The sequence below is a fragment of the Mangrovibacterium diazotrophicum genome, from assembly GCF_003610535.1.
GTDB lineage: Bacteria > Bacteroidota > Bacteroidia > Bacteroidales > Prolixibacteraceae > Mangrovibacterium > Mangrovibacterium diazotrophicum.
Map to the genome: position 1 here is coordinate 2,656,052 of NZ_RAPN01000001.1, position 16,822 is coordinate 2,672,873.

Genomic DNA, 16,822 nt, shown 5'->3' on the forward strand with positions numbered 1-16,822 from the left:
AATGCAAGAGCTGAATTATTCCGAATTCTAAGCCTGATGTGAAACCGAGGTTAAAAGTCCAGGACTTCTTTCAGATTCTTATAACCTGACTTACTCACCTTCAGCTTCGTTTTGTCCTTCAAAATAACAACGTATGACTCTTTCTCATACTGCTGAATCTCTTCAATTTGAGAAACACCAACAATGTACGAACGGTGAATTCGGATAAACTCGTGCGGATCAAGATGCGTTTCGAAGAACTTCATGGTATTTTGTTTCATGTGCCGCCCCTCGTTCGTGTAAATCAGCACGTAGTCATCCATCGACTCGATGTAGCGAATGTGGGAAGAAAGAATGATATGAATTTTGTGACGGTCTTTCACCACTACGCGATCCAGATACTCGCCTGTCGCGTACTCGCTCAACCGACTAATCTTTTCCGAGGGACTTTCCTGGTTGCCTTTTCGCTCCAAAGCTTTCTCAACAGCCGACAAAAAGCGGTCTTTTGAAAATGGCTTCAACAAATAATCAACCGCATTAATTTCGAAAGCTTTCAACGCATACTGGTCATAAGCCGTTGTGAATACGATATCCGGTTTGTGATCGAGCAATTGCAACATTTCAAAACCGGTGATCTTGGGCATCTGAATATCCAGGAAAACCAAATCAGGCTGGAGTTCGTTGATCTTTTGCACCCCCTCAAAACCGTTCTCACATTCGCCCAAAAGGTTAACCGAAGGATGATCCTTCAGGTACGATTTCAACAGGTCGCGTGCCAGTTCTTCGTCTTCAACAATCAATACGTTTAGCTTTTCACTCATAACATTTTACTTTTGAGGGAGCAATAATTCAACTTTAAAGCTGGTTTTCAAATCGGTAATCTGCAACAGATTCGGATTACCGTAAATCAGTTCCAGGCGTTGCCGTATATTCATCAGTCCGATCCCTTCACCTTTATTATTAATGGTTCCGGCATCGTATTCGTTCTCAACTGTAATTCGAAAATAATCAGGATCGGGTTTGCAGCGAATAACGATATTCACAGGTTCAGTTGCCTCGTACACCCCGTACTTGATGGCATTCTCCAAAAGCGGCTGCAAAATCATGTTGGGAATCCGGGCTTTCAAACAATTCTCCTCAACTTCAAAAACCGGGTTTAATTTCTTCCCAAACCGAATCTTCTCAATCCCAAGGTACAACTTAATATGATCTAACTCGTCCTTCAGACTCACGGTCTCTTCCCGGCTGTGTTGCAAAGAATAGCGCATAAACGACGACAGGTTGATCACCATTTCCTGCGCTTTTTCCGGGCGGCTGACTGTCAGCGATGAAATGCTGTTCAAACTATTAAACAAGAAGTGCGGGTTGATTTGCGACTTTAAAGCACTGAGTTCCGCATCGCGGATCAGCATCTTCATCTCCGACTCCTTCTTAATCTTATCCTTCAACGAATTGTAGTAATTAACGGCGTAAAAGAAAACTACATAACCGGCATACAACAAGTAACCCGTCAGTACTTTCGACGGCAGCGACCTCCGGATAAATTCAATATGACTTTCAGCAACAACCTTCACTAAAACATAGCTTAAATAAAGCCAGATCATATTCATGATCGTCGCCGCAACAAAGTGGAAAAGAATATTTTTCACCCAATCATTTTCATCCAAACGGTTGTATTGAATGATGAACCAGATGCTCGACCCCATTATGGGGTACAAGCCAAAAATGACAACCGATTCGATCAGGCCAACACTGATGTCCATATCGTACCAAAAGACCTGGATCACGAAGTTAATCAGCCCAATGACGAGCCAAAAAACGACGTAATAAAGGCTTAGGATTCGGTTATTAATGAATGGGTGTTTCATGCCGCGCTACACATGTTTGATTTCCACTCCGCCAAACAAGGTGAGCCCTTTAATAACCACAGTTTTGCTCGGGTCGAATTGTCCGCGCTGAAAGGTATCACCACGCTTGTCAGTGAAAGCGCCGAAGATGGTTGTGACCTCATTCTTCACATTCCAATCCAACGGAACTTTTAATCCGGTGCCTCCAAACAGGCAGGTACAATCAATCACCGCGCCCTGAGGCGACAGACTCGCTTGCCGAAGATCGTACTCAATGCCGCCGAACACGGAAGTTGTTCTTCCGCCCTGCAGTTGTTTGGATGTGATAAAAATTTCGCGGCCGCCAAAAATGACAAAGTCGTCGAATATATCGAAGTTCTTTCCTTCAACGCTTTCATGCATGTGCGGAATTGCTGCCCGTTGCCGGTAAACCATCGCCACACCAACCAGCACTAAAAGCCCCGGCCAGTAAAGACGTCTCACCTCATACGGAACATCAAAGAAATCAGGCAAAATGAAAAAAGTTCCCAACCCAATCAGGATAATCCCCATCACCCGGTTGCCCTTCATCAATGACAATGCACCGATGGCAATCAGCAACATCTGCCAGGAAATCAGGACATCCGATAAACTCCCGGGAATCAGATTCAGTCGCTGCAATATCAGGATTGCTCCGATGGCGATAAAAATTACGCCCAAGTAAAATCCTTTATTCCCTCTTCTTTCCATATTTTTTCATTTAGAAAATTTCAAACTTCAGATTTTCCCTATAACGAATATAAATTAATTCTTTCAAATTGACTTACAATATACTTTTGATCAGCAGAATCCCGACAATGATTAACAACAACGGGAAAAACATGACCATCAGAATACCCGGAACAACAATCCCCGGAATAAAAACCAGCAGGGCAATCAACACCAGCAGCCCTCCTACCCGACGCCTTCCGCTCACCAACAACAAACCGGTTACCAACAACAAAATCGGCAGCAGTAGATCGCCCAGTTCGACACGCAGGAACGAAAACGTTTCCCAAATGCGATCGCGGAAAAATTCCCAGCCCGGCAAATGAATAAACCATCCCGTCTCTCTTAAAATCCAATATATCCCAACCACGATCAAGATAACGCCCAAAACCGATCCTTTGTGTTTCTTTTCCTTCGGACATTGATTCGTTGTTTGATGCCAATCATTCGTATTCATTGCGCTAAAATTAAAATCCAATTCAAATGTAGGTTTTGATTCTTATTAACCGCACGAAAGATCGGTTAACGGAAGCCATGAATCGGCGAAAGTCACGAAACAAAAAGAACGAAGCCTGAATTAAGCTTCGTTCTTTTCTATCTTTGAACGTAATATTCTTCGTATTGGGCTATTGGCCTTTAACTTTGGACCAGGTATCCCGCAATTGAGCTGTACGGTTAAACACGATGTTATCCGCTGTACTGTCCGGATCTACATTGAAATAGCCCAAACGCTCAAACTGGAACGAATCCAAGGCTTTGGCTTGCTTCACAAAGGGCTCAACGTAACAGTTGGTCAACACTTCCAACGAATCCGGGTTCAGAAACTCCAGGAATTCTTTATCCTTGTGTCCGTCCGGCTCTTCATCGGTAAACAGACGATCGTACAGGCGAACTTCTGCCTTCACGTTTTCGGTAACCGAAACCCAGTGCAAAGTCGCTTTTACTTTACGTCCATCGGGCGAGTTACCTCCGCGCGATTGCGGATCGTACGTACAATGCAATTCAACAACTTTACCGTTTTCATCCTTAATTACATCGGTACAAGTAATGAAATAGGCATAACGCAAGCGCACTTCAGCTCCCGGTGACAAACGGAAAAATTTCCGTGGCGGGTTTTCCATGAAGTCATCCTGCTCAATATAAATCTCTCGGGTAAACGGAACGGTACGCGTTCCGGCATCCGGGTTTTCCGGGTTGTTCACTGCTTCCAGCTCTTCAACCTGACCTTCCGGGTAGTTTGTAATCACAACTTTCAATGGGTTCAAAACCCCCATCACACGTTGCGCGTTTTTATTCAAATCTTCGCGGATGCTGTGTTCCAACAGCGCCACGTCGATAATTCCATCAACTTTAGTCACCCCAATACGATCGGAGAAATTACGAATTGAAGCCGGTGTGTAACCACGACGACGCAAACCTGAAATGGTCGGCATCCGTGGATCATCCCATCCGTTCACGTAATTCTCTTTAACCAATTGCAACAACTTGCGTTTACTCATCACCGTGTAGGTGAGATTCAAACGGGCGAACTCAATCTGACGAGGGCGATAGTCCGTGTCTTTCAACTGGTCGATGAACCAGTCGTAAAGCGGGCGGTGAACTTCGAATTCGAGCGTACAAACAGAATGCGTGATTCCTTCCCAGTAGTCACACTGTCCGTGTGCAAAATCGTACATCGGGTAAATACACCATTTGTCGCCGGTACGGTGGTGCGGTGTTTTCATGATCCGGTAAATAATCGGATCGCGCATATGCATATTTGGCGAAGCCATGTCGATTTTCGCGCGCAATACGCATTGACCTTCGTTGAACTCGCCAGCCTTCATGCGTAAGAACAAGTCCAAATTCTCTTCAACCGTACGTGAACGGCTCGGACTTTCCACCCCGGGACGAGTCGGTGTTCCTTTTTGGCTACTGATTGTCTCCGCACTTTGATCGTCCACATAAGCTTTTCCTTCCTGGATCAGCTTCACCGCAAACTCAAAAAGTTTCTCGAAATAATCCGATGCGTAAAACAAGCGGTCTCCCCAATCAAATCCCAACCAACGAACGTCTTCCATAATCGAATCAACGTATTCAGTATCTTCTTTCGATGGGTTCGTGTCGTCGAAACGTAAATTGGTTATACCATTGTATTTCTGAGCAGTCCCGAAGTTCAGGCAAATTGATTTTGCATGCCCAATGTGCAAATAGCCATTGGGTTCCGGGGGAAAACGAGTATGTACTACTCCTCCGTTTTTTCCCGCATTAATTTCTTCTTCAACTATTTGGTGAATGAAATTCTTCTTAATCACCACTTCTTTCTCAGGACTATTTTCACTCATATTAGTCTTTCTTAATTCTCTCTTTTACAAAAATAAAAACCTAGAACAAAAGCTGAATGCTTCTGCCTCACCCTTTCGCGTGATTATTTCAGGATTCAGCCAATCCCCAACCCCATTTAACGAGATGGCCCCGGTAGATTAAGGACAAAAGTATAAAATGATTCCGCACGAAAGCTTTTAACTTTTCACAAAATCAACAACTAAAAAAGAAAAATTAATTTTACACTCCAAATACATCAGTCATATTCAACTAAAAAACAAAGCATGCCGGGAATTATTGAATTAGAAGGAATGGAATTTTATGCTTACCATGGTCATTATCAAACCGAGAAACAGGTAGGAGCCAAGTTTATTGTGGCGGCAACCATTCATACCGATTGCACCAAGGCGGGAGAAACCGACCAACTGGATGATGCACTAAACTATCAAAAAATTTACGACATTATAAAAGAAGAAATGGCGATCCCTTCGGCCTTACTCGAACATGTGTGCACAAGAATTCTGGATCACATATATCGTTCATTTCCAACGATCGAAAAAGCAACGATCAAACTTTCGAAAATGAATCCCCCCATGGGCGGACAGTTAGAAAAAGTTAGTGTTCTGCTTAGTCGCTGATAAAATCGTTCATTCGCTGTTGCACAGCTAAATATTTTGTATAAATTTGCAGTCCGAAAAACAAGGTCGGTTGGCCGAGTGGCTAGGCAACGGTCTGCAAAACCGTGTACGGCGGTTCGAATCCGCCATCGACCTCCGTTTTATTAGAAACCGTTTATAATGAAAATTGTAAACGGTTTTTTCTTTTAATCCATAAGAACTGCAAAACCGCTCTCAGATATCCCTGCAACTGCCATTCCTCAAAACATCCGGAAAAACATTTCGATAAAAATCAATATAACAAAATATTTTTCAAGAAACAGGGTCACCTATCTCCACTTTTCCAGATTAATGGTAGGACAGTACTTAGTAGAGAGGAATTTGAAAGCGGAAATTGAAATTGCACAATCAACGCTTTTTATTTAGTTACCGAATTCAGTTGATCAAATCTTATTCAAGTTGATTCAACTCGTTAGGATTCGTTGGCCATGACTTCTTGTAGTCTTTGCATTATGTTTGATTTTTTCGACCAACGAAATCAAAACGGGAAAGGTATATTCATTCGGTAAACATCAATAACTCCCTAAAAGTACCTCCAGCACCGGGAAACCGGAAGATTTGAAACAATATGCAGCGCAAATTCGGAGGTATCATGGATTGTAATTGGAAACTTTTTTTTCAACTAAAAACCATATTTCTACTGCCGATATTTTTGACCGGAATATCGCAAACAAAAGCCATCCCGCACACTGAGAGCTTGCTGGATAACAGCATGCTCAGTGCGGGATCTGCCTTTGTTATCCCACAAGCGCAACTTGAAGGAATGAGCCTGACCTACGTCAGTAATGACGAAAGCTGCCCTGGCAAAAACGATGGAAGCATTGATTTGACCATTGCGAATGCCAGTTCTGTGCCCCAAATACAATGGAGCACCGGTGAAACCACAGAAGATCTTTCGGGACTCGCTGCGGGAACCTACGACGTGACTGTTACTGACGGTAGTGAAACAGCCTCACTGAGCATTACCATCGGGAACAACCCCGCACCGGTTGCCGCCATCACCGGCGACGCAGTTGCTTGCCAAAACACCGACAAAGTACCCTTTACGATACAAGCGAGTGGAGGAATTCCACCCTATGTAGCGAATTTCACCTACAACGGAGGTCTCACCTTACAGACTCCATCATTTACCGACGAAATAACGATGTACCAGTCAACTACCAATACCGGTACCTATCAATATGAACTGGTTTCCATTGTTGACGGTAATGGCTGTGAATATCCTGTATCCGGAGAAGTAACAATCGAAGTAACCAACGGCGCAACATTGGATAATCCGGGAGATCTGGAATTCTGCCAGGGCGAGACAACCACTCCTGTCGCACTTACCGGTAGTCCCGGCAACGTGGTCTTCGACATTACCGGAGGCGCCTCAATCGGTTTAAATGATAAAACAGGAGTTAGCCAAATACCATCCTTTACAGCCATGTCCGGGTCAGCCACCCTGACCATCACCCCTCGGGCAAATGGCTGTTCGGGTGTTCCGGGAACAGTACAGGTAACGGTAAGTCCAAAAGCAGATCTCTCCGTCTCACAGGTTTTGGAAACGATTTGCACGGGAGCAACGACCAACATCAAGCTCAGCAGCACAACTTCAGGAGCTACATTTGAGTGGTCGGTTCTGGATATTACGCCGACGGGATCGATATCCGGCTCCGGAGACGACACCGGTAATATACTCGCACAGACCTTGGTAAATACCAGCAATGAAGTTGCGACCGTAACTTATCGCATTACTTCTTATAAAAACGGATGTGAAGGTTCTTCTCTTGACATCGAAGTTCAAGTTTTACCAGAACTTCAAGCAACAATTGAAAAAACCGCAAACAGTTGCCAAAACGAAAGTTCGCCCGAGGTTATTTTTACAGCAATCGGAGGAGAAGCACCCTACCTATTCACTTATCGCATCAATGGTGGCACCGAACAAACAGTGACCGAAAGTTCCGGAAACGCAGCGACGATATCAGTTCCCACCGGAACAGCCGGAGATTTTACTTACGAACTCATTTCTGTAGAAGACAAAAATGGTTGCCCCTCATCTGTCAGCGAAAGCGTTACCGTGACAATCTCAGAAAAGCCGGTTCTAACATCCGGACTAAACCCACAGGGTATTTGCAGCAATGAAGTATTTACCTACGTTCCGACCAGCGACATACCGGGAACAACTTTCTCATGGAGCAGAGCTGAAGTTGCGGGTATCAGCAACCCGGCTGCTTCGGGAACCGACGACCCTGATGAATACCTGGAGAACACAACTAATGATCCTATAGCAGTAACATACACTTACACACTTTCGGCAGACGGCTGTTCGAACACGCAGGATGTCGTGGTCATTGTTACCAAGAAACCAGAATTGACGAGTTCGCTCACGCCTCCCGACATTTGCAGTGGAACAACGTTCTCGTACACACCAACCAGTGACATTTCGGGGACCGACTATCCGTGGACTCGCGCTGCAGTTGCAGGAATCGCCAATCCGGCCACATCAGGCACCGGAAATCCGAACGAGGTTTTAATTAATACAACATCGAATCCGATTGGCGTGACTTACTTGTACACCTTGAACTCCAACGGTTGCGAGAACCCCGTAACTTACCCGGTTTACGTGGTTGTCATTCCTGCACCTCAGGTCACTGTGTCAGCCTCCGAAACCGAGATCTGTCCGGGCGAAAGTGTTGATCTGTATTCGTCATCTGACATAGCCAGCAGCTTGCCTTCAACTTTGCTCTCCGAGGATTTTAACTCGGGAAGTGCGGGAGACAAATCCGGGCTCAACAGTTGGACAACCTATTTTAATAATAACAATGCAGCCTGGACCATCCGAGATAATAATTACAACCAAAGCGGAAAAACATTCAGATCAAATGACTCCAGTAAATTTTACCTGGCCAACTCAGGTGCAGCAGGAAACACCAACATCACATCGACTCTGACCTCCCCCGCTATCAACACAGTTGGATATACTTCGCTTGAACTTACGTTTTGGCATTATTACGAATCCGGCGGTAATTCCGATCAGCCTAAAATCAGGGTGTCGACAGACAACAGCAATTGGACCGACATCGAGGAATTCACGAATTCACAGGGGACGAGTACCGACTTCGTAAAATACACGGTGTCTCTGAATGGCTACGTTGGCAACAGCACGTTATACATTCAGTTTTATTACAAAGCGAAAGATGACAAGTATTGGGCAATCGACAATGTTGAATTGACGGGCGAAGGATCATCTGTTGATATGTACTGGACATCCTATCCGAGCGGTTTTTCATCAACGGAACAGAACCCGACCAATGTTTACCCGACCCAAACTACCGATTATATCGCTTGGTACACCGATCCGGATACCGGTTGTGTTGGAAGCGACACAGTTACTGTGATCGTTCGGGAAACTCCTGCGCCAGAGATCACCGCCGATTATTGCAGCTATTCACCCAAAATTCTCTTGACAGCTTCCGATGGCTATACCAGTTATTTATGGAGCACAGGTGAAACAACACAATCCATTCTCGTAGACCTAGCAGCTATCTACACTGTTACTGTTACCGACGAATTTGGTTGTTCCGGTTCTACTTCATTCAACACATCGACAGAATTGCTTATAAACGGAAGTTTCGAAGATGGAAACGTAGGGTTTGTTACTCCTGCAACGTCGGGAAACCAATACACTTATGTCGCAGACGATCCTTCTGTAAGTTCCGAATTGTTTCCTGAAGGGCTTTATGGTATTGGAACGAATGCCCGCAATTATCACAGTAACTTTTGGGGTGTGGATCACACTACCGGAACCGGAAATTTCATGATTGTCAACGGATTTCCGGGATCTCCGCAACCAATCGTATGGCAGGAAACAGTTACCGTCCGCCCGAATACCGATTATTACTTCTCGGCATGGGCCATCAGTTTGAACAATTCAGGCAATTACGCCAGTCTTCAGTTCAGCATCAACGGGACACAAATCGGAACCGTGGCGCAGCTCACTGCTGGTACCAGCAGCAGTGCAAATCCCTGGAAAACGCAGGATCGATTTTACGGAATGTGGAATTCCGGAAGCAATACAACGGCTGTTGTCTCCATTGTAGACCTACAGACAGCTGCCGGAGGAAACGACTTTGGCCTCGACGATATTTCCTTTGGAACGCTCGCGCCCTGGCCTGCAGAAGTAGATCCCACTTCGGCAGGTGACATCTGCCAAGGAGGAACAATTTCCCTCTATGCAAACTCGCAATACGGTCGCGAACCGATAACCTACTTGTGGACGGGGCCGAATGGCTTCAGTTCAACAGAGGAAAATCCCGTTATAACCAATGCCAAAACGGCAAACAGCGGAACTTATACAGTGCAGGTTTTCGATGCATACGGATGTGAAAACGAATCAGGATCGGTTAACGTAACGGTCTATCCTACTGTCAAGGTAAACGCCGGTGCTGACCAAACAGTCTGTTATGAAAATGCTATTGTTTCGCTCGCCGGATCGGTTAGCGGCAGTGCAACCACCGGAAGCTGGTCGGGAGGAAGCGGAACTTACTCACCAAATGCTCAAACATTAAACGCAAGCTATACACCAAGCTCAGCAGAGATAGCCGCCGGGACCGTGACACTGACTCTCACTAGTGACACACCCGACGGCCCTTGCCCCGCAAAGAGCGATAAAATGAAGATTACAGTTCTCCAGCCGTTGGAAATTAGCTTCACTCAAACGCTCCCGCTCTGTCACGACGGCGATGACGGCAAACTTACAGCGAGCGTAACCGGAGGAAAGTCACCCTATTCCTACTTATGGAGCGACGGACAAACGACGCAAACAGCTATTGGATTATCAGCTGGCGTCTATTCTCTGACCGTTACAGATGCCAAAGGCTGTTCAACAACACAGTCAGCTACGCTTTCGGAACCGTCAACATTTGTCGTTAACCCACCTAGTTTTTCGGCCCCTAGCTGCTATGGCGGAACTGATGGAACGGCAACTATTACAGCCACCGGAGGAACTCCCCCTTACCAGTTTATCTGGGACGCAGCGGCAGGATCACAAACAACATCTACAGCAACAAACCTTGGTGCAGGAACTTATTCAGTTATTGTTCTTTCGGATGCACACGGTTGTGCGGCCACGGCTGTAAAGGTGACAATTCCCGAGCCCGAAGCCCCGGAATTAACCTGCCCTGATGATATTTATGCAATAGCTGACGAAGGGACGACTTATGCGTCGAATGTCATCGTTACCGCTCCCGAGTACGACACTTTCTGCCAGAGTATTGAATACGAAATGACCGGCGCTACCAGCGATACCGGCAACGGCCTGGTTCCTTCTCCTTCGACCTTTAACGTCGGAACCACTACGATTACCTACACGGCAGTCAACTTAAAAGGAGAAGTAATTGAATGTTCTTTCCGGGTGATTGTGTCCGACACCAAACCCGACATTACCTGCGCCGATCCGATTTCTGTAAACACAGATGTTGACGAATGCAGCGCGTCGGTGTCTGTCAGTCTTCCGACCATCAACTCGGGAACAGATATTAGCTGGAGCTGGACGATGACCGGAGCGACAGAAGATAGCGGTACCGGATCAATTCCGGATCCCTACAGCTTCAACAAAGGAGTGACGACCATTACATGGACAGCGATGAATGCAATCGGAAGCGTTCAATGTTCGCAAACCGTAACAGTGACTGACAACCAAGCCCCGGAATTTACATCGCCTGATCCGATAGAAGTTTGTGTGGAATATTTGAGAGAGTACACTTACACCAACCAAATCGTACCGAATTATTACACCTTCGAAAATGGGAATACATTACTGGATCTGAATACTGCTTCTTTCTCGGATAACTGCGGACTTAGCGATTGCTCTCCTTTGATTGAATGGCGGATTGTCTTTAGCGATGGATCCAAACTTCCTGCATCAGGGTATTTCACCGGTCAACCTTCGGCATACACCAACAATGGCTCAACCAGTTTCCAATTTCCCGGAGATAATGAGGGGGGTAGCCTTTTAACACATACCATTTATTACCGAATCACGGATTGTTCAAATAACGTAAGCAGTGAACTGTCGACTACGATTACGGTAATTCCACGCCCTAAAATTGTTCAGACTCCATAGTCATACAAGAGCAATAATAAAGCCTTTTTGACTCATGTAGCCTCTCCAATTCAGAAGAAATTTTCGCCTAAATTTGAGGAAACTTGAAACTTATAACTAAAAATTTGGAACTAAAAATATTGTTTTCGGGTGTATGGACGGCGGTAGAAATCGAACTCGTAGACCACACGAATTTCATGTGTTTGTAACTGATATTTGAAGATCTCCCGCCCAAAAGGGAACTCCATGGCATATCCGAAACGTATATTCTTCATCATCACAAACTGCGTTACAATGGCCGCTGTATTATTGGTTCGGTACATAGCACCAACCCAAAATTTATCGTAGAAAAGCCAGTTCGCGGAGATATCTGCAGTGACTGGTTCACCAATAGCACCTTTCACAAGAATTGTCGGCTTGAAACGAATTTGTCGTTGACGGCCGAAAAAATAACCGCCCAACAAATAAGCATAGCGGACATCGGCCAGTGATGAGAAGTTAATCACATCAGCGCGGAATTTATTGGATATAATTTGAGGAACTGACAAGCCAATGTAAAAATCGCGGTTATAAACCAAGGCACCAACTCCCCACTTCAACATCATCCCCTGATGGATGTCGGTATCAAATGCAGGATCCGGGTCATCCTGCCCCCAATCCAAATCGTAACGAGTTAAAAGGTTATCGTAGTTGATGAAGCCCACTTTCAATCCCAAACGCAAATAGGTTTTCCAGTCCAGTTTTACCTGGTAGGAGTAATCAGCCGCAACCGTTAATTTATTCTCGTAGCCGATGTGCTCGTTGGTAATATTTAAACCAATCCCGTTGTTATCGTTTTTAACCGGCTTGTACCAGGTTGCTGCAGCCATCAACGGCGCTCCATCCTGCCCTACGAAATAGCGGCGGGTAAACACCTGGATACCCACTTTTTCCCACATACCCGCATAGGCAGGGTTAATAGTTTGCATACCGTTCATGTATTGCGTAAAAACCGGTTCGGTATAGATTTTATGTGAGCGGTCGCGATCAACCTGAGCCTTACTTTCAACAGCGCTAAACAACATCAACACCACTGACAAGGCCATCGCTGACCAATATTTTTTAACCCTGTATGTTCTGTTCGTCCTGTTCATCATTAATTTCCTATTGCGCCCAATCCATAAGCAACCATTACAAATCCGCGTGCCAAGTCTCCGTTTCCTTTGTCAAGAATATAGAGATACACGCCCGGAACGACCATCTTATCTGAGTTCTGATGATGTTTCGTCGTTTGTCCGCCCCACCACAGATCGGCCTCATTATATCCCCAAACATCAACGTTTCCGTAGTTTTTATGCTGATAGAGCAAATATCCCTGCTTGTCGAAGATCATCAGCTTCGCATTCGGATACTGCTCGATACAATCGATCACAAAGTAATCGTGGGCACCATCCCCGTTGGGCGAGAATCCTTCCGGAATAAAGAAATGACAGGTTGTATCCGGCGGAGGTGGCTGATCGTCACAATCCAGATCATCCGGTATATTTATGTAAACCATAGCAGTATCACAAAGCGGTGGATCGGTATCCAAACAGAGCTCGTACATAAACGAATCCTTGCCGAAAACGCCAAAGTAGACCGTATAGCTAATTCCTCCCTGATCGTCGGTTGGGTGCAACTCGCCCTGCGTCGGCCACTCCAAAATATTCACTAAAATGTCGTATGTCGGATCCCAATTGTCATTATCCGTGATATTGACTAACAACGGATCGCAATCAGCCTGATAGTAATCATCGACAGCAATCGGCGAAATGATTTCATCCTCATCCTCCAAAATAACGATCACCCCTACCTTCAGGTGGTTGGTACACCGTATGGCATTAACTGCTGTGACTTTATAAAAATAAGTTCCCGGTTCGTGCCAGATCACTTCAACACTTGGCCCCTTGTTATTACCGTTGACAAATTCTGCCGACGATGAAGAAACAAATCCTGGTGTCGTCGCAAAGTTGACCGTAGAATCGGTGTACAATTCCCAGGTATAAGTATCGCCAGGCAATGGGTCGATACTCAATTTGGTAGTCTGCCCTTGGTACGCACTGAGCTGGGCCGTGACAGACGTCACAGTCAATAGAGCCGGTATAAATACCAGCGCCAGCCTAATGATATGGTACCAAAGTCGCTTCATTTAATTTTTTAAAAATTCATAAGTCCCGAATCACAAGAGTCCAAGAATCATCACATCACTTTGAGCACTTTTAAATTTTGATCTATCTGCGTTTACCTTCTCTTCAGGCATACTTCTCCCGTTCCGGTTAAAACAACCGGTCATCATATCTATCTGATTGGCTCCAGTCCCGGGGGATGGCCCTCGTGGCGCTCCCTTGTTGGGTGGATGCAACCATCCCGGAGGCCCATGTTTGTTACTGATCATGCATGTATCATTTACAGTTCATAAGCTTTCATTTTTAACCGCTGAGGACGCTAAGTTTTCCTTGCGTCCCGGTAAATCGGGATTGTGCTTTTTGCATCCTTTGCGTTTAAATTTCACAACAGACATCGCCCTGTAGTCGCGGAATTCGCTATGCATCATTCTCACTTTTACCTTTCGACTTTTGCCTTTTTCCGGGCATAACTCTTCCATTCCGGCTGCAGCCGGTAACTGGTCCTTTTTCGCGTGAGCCTGGTGAAACAACATCCGCCGTTTCATTTTTAGGTTGCGTCTTTATTTGTCGTATCCTTCCGAATCAAGTCGGAAGCTGAGAGAATTCTACACCAGGTGTTTCTGCCACTCAAACGTGCCGGCAAATCACCGCAAAAATTCCATTCCAGGAACTCCTGCCGCCATATGTACCGACAATAAACATGTTTCTTATACCATCGTACTACGGTGCAGGAGTTTCATTACCCGGGATAAATGGAGTCGGAGCAACTTCCTGAACATCCGGACGTGGAGTTAAGGTTTGTGTCGCTGCATCCATACCGTCATTCAAAGAACCGGCATCACACAACGGACCTGCGTCGGTCAATGTGTTGTTTTGAATATCCCAATCACCTATAGAGTTAACACCGTCTACTGTCAATGTAACATCTTCGTTTGCTAACCCCTCGTAAGTGGTGTTCGTAATGGTAACCCGCACGTAAATTGAAACTCCGCCGGATGTATTGGTCTCGTTCGTGGTGGCATTAACAGAACTCTGAGTACCGGAAACCTCCAAATTTGGAGAACCAAAAGTCATGTCGTAGTCCCACTCGATGGTTGCAGTTTGACCTTCGCCCAAAGCTGACAGGGTAAATGTCGGAACCCAATACCCGGTAAAGTTTGCTGCAACAACCTCGAAGAACAGCACCTGCGTACCGAAGTCGTATTCAATCTCTCCGGAAGTTGGATTGTAGTTAGCACCTCTCACTTCGTCGAAACAAGTCTCTGCTCCGGTATCATAGGCAAGCGGCGTAGTACCATCTGCCGGATCAATATTGCGGATATCAACGATGAAGGCTTTGATCGGAGCAATTTTCCACGCTTCGAAATTGTTGGTACAATCTCCGGTTTGATGAACAGCAACAAAAATCGGTTCTGCCGTAGTAGCCAGCGCCAAGGTTGCATCCGACCAAGTGATCTTCACATTATCATCAGCAGCAGCGACCCCGTAGTTTGCACTGGTAGCAATCAGATCAGTACCTGTAGGTGTCGTGGTTGGAGAAGTAAACATCGTTGAGATATTCGTTGTCGTTACTCCCCCTGAAGTAGAGATGAACGCCATATCCTGCGTTGACCAGAATGTGTAATCACCAGTCTGGTTTGAAGTCGCCTGATAGGTATATTCTTTCCCGGAGATCGGGTTTAGCGGCCCATCGGTACAGTTAACACCACGTGTTGCACTGCCGGCTGTTGCCTGCCCCTGTGCATGGTTGACACCTGCCATTAGGACCAGGGCCAAAAAAGTCTGAATTAGAAATTGTTTTTTCATAATGAATCGTTCTAGAGTTTAGAAAAAAGGTCATATAAATACGTCTTAAATTGTGCCTTCTCATTTTACCGAAGCCTCGCCCCGCTGTACTCAGCAAGCACAGCGGAGCGAAGATATCTTGGTTATGAAAAAGCAATTCTTAGCATACGATTAGTCTCTTGGAGTTTTATTCTCGAACGGACTTGGACTGCTTTCGTTAATATCTGGACGTGGAGTAATCACATAATTAGCATTATCTGTAACCATATCACTAGCACAAGCTGCACCGGATTCGTTTACTTCTTCTAGATCCGGATAGACTCCATCATAAGCACCTGTACTCGCGTTAATCATTTCTCCGTTAACAACAAGATTAATGGTCTCACTTGTAATATTCTCTGTAGAAGTGTGAGTTACAGGCACACGGACTATAATACATTCACCGCCAGAACCAATAAAGCCGTTATTGTTGCTTGCGTAACTTGTAGCTAATACCTCGGTTCCATTTGCATTCCATACACCAGTAGTTGTAGCATCTGCAGGATATGCCCATTCTGGCGCTCCCAAATCACTGGTTCCATCAGTTGTTGCTACTAAATTCGTTTGCCATGAAGTTTGCCAGTTTGCAGCATTAACGGCAAAGAATACATAGTTCACACCGTAGTCAACTTCCAAGTCGGTTCCATTGTATGTTGCCCCCTGGACTGGCGCAACACACTCTGTGGCACCACTATTACCATCATCTAAAATACCGGCGATATCAAGTGTAAAATTGTACTCCGGAATAATCCGATAGACTTCCAAGTTATCCGTACAACCGTCAGCATCAACGGCGTAAGCAACCAACAACACTTGATTTGCCGTACCATCAAATGATTTCCACGTAATATTAACGGTAGCTGAATTCTGGCTAGGGTCGTTATAAGCTGCATTCGCTGCTAAAACGTAATTCCCTCCTGTTGCTGGCTCAATTGCAGTTGTTACTTTTCCTTCTCCTGTCATTACATTTGGGTCTGTTGTTACAAACCAATGAATAGTTGAAGAAGAACTTACAGTAACAGTATAATCATAGGCGACACCAGGAGCTGGACTTAATGCATTCAGTCCAGTACAAGTTAGAGTTGTAGCAGTCGGACAAAAATTTGGAGAATTATCAAGATAATCGACTTCGGTTCCTGATTGTGCATAAGATTTGCCCGGCCCTAGCAGTACGGCCGCTGCGAGCAGGATTAGAAATAAAATTTGCTTTTTCAT

At 45.4% G+C, this 16,822-nt stretch carries 12 protein-coding genes and 1 tRNA gene; 3 read left to right on the plus strand and 10 right to left on the minus strand.

Annotated features, from left to right (window positions below; translation table 11 throughout):
• Positions 1–50: 50 nt before the first annotated feature.
• The 5 genes from BC643_RS10555 to BC643_RS10575 form a co-directional block, all read right to left on the minus strand.
• Positions 51–800, minus strand: coding sequence for a LytR/AlgR family response regulator transcription factor (locus tag BC643_RS10555; protein ID WP_120273052.1), 750 nt, complete (start codon positions 798–800; stop codon positions 51–53).
• Positions 801–806: 6 nt separating this feature from the next.
• The gene (locus BC643_RS10560) at positions 807–1,847 is read right to left on the minus strand and encodes a sensor histidine kinase (protein WP_120273053.1); all 1,041 of its coding nucleotides are present in this window, start codon (positions 1,845–1,847) and stop codon (positions 807–809) included.
• 6 nt (positions 1,848–1,853) lie between these two features.
• Positions 1,854–2,555: a LiaF transmembrane domain-containing protein gene (locus BC643_RS10565; protein WP_120273054.1), complete on the minus strand. Its 702-nt coding sequence runs from the start codon at positions 2,553–2,555 to the stop codon at positions 1,854–1,856.
• A 73-nt stretch (positions 2,556–2,628) separates the two neighbouring features.
• Entirely contained in the window at positions 2,629–3,030 is a 402-nt protein-coding gene (locus tag BC643_RS10570; protein ID WP_120273055.1) for a hypothetical protein, read from the minus strand.
• Positions 3,031–3,199: 169 nt separating this feature from the next.
• The gene (locus BC643_RS10575; RefSeq protein WP_120273056.1) at positions 3,200–4,897 is read right to left on the minus strand and encodes a glutamine--tRNA ligase/YqeY domain fusion protein; all 1,698 of its coding nucleotides are present in this window, start codon (positions 4,895–4,897) and stop codon (positions 3,200–3,202) included.
• A gap of 264 nt (positions 4,898–5,161) precedes the next feature.
• Here BC643_RS10575 and folB point away from each other — a divergent pair, with 264 nt between their 5' ends.
• The 3 genes from folB (at position 5,162) to BC643_RS10590 (ending at position 11,660) form a co-directional block, all read left to right on the plus strand.
• Positions 5,162–5,515, plus strand: coding sequence for a dihydroneopterin aldolase (gene folB / locus BC643_RS10580; protein ID WP_120273057.1), 354 nt, complete (start codon positions 5,162–5,164; stop codon positions 5,513–5,515).
• Positions 5,516–5,579: 64 nt separating this feature from the next.
• Positions 5,580–5,650, plus strand: a tRNA-Cys gene (locus BC643_RS10585).
• 472 nt (positions 5,651–6,122) lie between these two features.
• Positions 6,123–11,660, plus strand: coding sequence for a PKD-like domain-containing protein (locus BC643_RS10590; RefSeq protein WP_120273058.1), 5,538 nt, complete (start codon positions 6,123–6,125; stop codon positions 11,658–11,660).
• 110 nt (positions 11,661–11,770) lie between these two features.
• Here BC643_RS10590 and BC643_RS10595 read toward each other — a convergent pair whose 3' ends face one another.
• The 5 genes from BC643_RS10595 to BC643_RS10615 form a co-directional block, all read right to left on the minus strand.
• Positions 11,771–12,775 (minus strand): PorP/SprF family type IX secretion system membrane protein, encoded by a 1,005-nt coding sequence (locus BC643_RS10595; RefSeq protein ID WP_120273059.1) that lies wholly within the window; start codon positions 12,773–12,775, stop codon positions 11,771–11,773.
• Entirely contained in the window at positions 12,775–13,806 is a 1,032-nt protein-coding gene (locus tag BC643_RS10600) for a T9SS type B sorting domain-containing protein (RefSeq protein WP_120273060.1), read from the minus strand. The genes BC643_RS10595 and BC643_RS10600 overlap by 1 nt, the downstream gene beginning before the upstream one ends.
• Before the next feature lie 264 nt (positions 13,807–14,070).
• On the minus strand, positions 14,071–14,328 hold the full coding sequence (locus tag BC643_RS10605; RefSeq protein ID WP_120273061.1) for a hypothetical protein: 258 nt from the start codon (positions 14,326–14,328) through the stop codon (positions 14,071–14,073).
• Between the two features lie 175 nt (positions 14,329–14,503).
• A complete protein-coding gene (locus tag BC643_RS10610; RefSeq protein WP_120273062.1) occupies positions 14,504–15,589 on the minus strand; it encodes a hypothetical protein in 1,086 nt (361 codons plus the stop codon).
• 150 nt (positions 15,590–15,739) lie between these two features.
• A complete protein-coding gene (locus BC643_RS10615; protein ID WP_120273063.1) occupies positions 15,740–16,822 on the minus strand; it encodes a hypothetical protein in 1,083 nt (360 codons plus the stop codon).

Excerpts from the sequence above, each read along its gene's own strand:
- BC643_RS10595 (WP_120273059.1), bottom strand. The coding sequence starts at position 12,775 with ATGATGAACAGGACGAACAGAACATACAGGGTTAAAAAATATTGGTCA.
- BC643_RS10615 (WP_120273063.1), bottom strand. The coding sequence starts at position 16,822 with ATGAAAAAGCAAATTTTATTTCTAATCCTGCTCGCAGCGGCCGTACTG.
- BC643_RS10590 (WP_120273058.1), top strand. The coding sequence starts at position 6,123 with ATGCAGCGCAAATTCGGAGGTATCATGGATTGTAATTGGAAACTTTTT.
- folB (WP_120273057.1), top strand. The coding sequence starts at position 5,162 with ATGCCGGGAATTATTGAATTAGAAGGAATGGAATTTTATGCTTACCAT.
- BC643_RS10605 (WP_120273061.1), bottom strand. The coding sequence starts at position 14,328 with ATGAAACGGCGGATGTTGTTTCACCAGGCTCACGCGAAAAAGGACCAG.
- BC643_RS10610 (WP_120273062.1), bottom strand. The coding sequence starts at position 15,589 with ATGAAAAAACAATTTCTAATTCAGACTTTTTTGGCCCTGGTCCTAATG.
- BC643_RS10560 (WP_120273053.1), bottom strand. The coding sequence starts at position 1,847 with ATGAAACACCCATTCATTAATAACCGAATCCTAAGCCTTTATTACGTC.
- BC643_RS10555 (WP_120273052.1), bottom strand. The coding sequence starts at position 800 with ATGAGTGAAAAGCTAAACGTATTGATTGTTGAAGACGAAGAACTGGCA.
- BC643_RS10565 (WP_120273054.1), bottom strand. The coding sequence starts at position 2,555 with ATGGAAAGAAGAGGGAATAAAGGATTTTACTTGGGCGTAATTTTTATC.
- BC643_RS10600 (WP_120273060.1), bottom strand. The coding sequence starts at position 13,806 with ATGAAGCGACTTTGGTACCATATCATTAGGCTGGCGCTGGTATTTATA.
- BC643_RS10570 (WP_120273055.1), bottom strand. The coding sequence starts at position 3,030 with ATGAATACGAATGATTGGCATCAAACAACGAATCAATGTCCGAAGGAA.
- BC643_RS10575 (WP_120273056.1), bottom strand. The coding sequence starts at position 4,897 with ATGAGTGAAAATAGTCCTGAGAAAGAAGTGGTGATTAAGAAGAATTTC.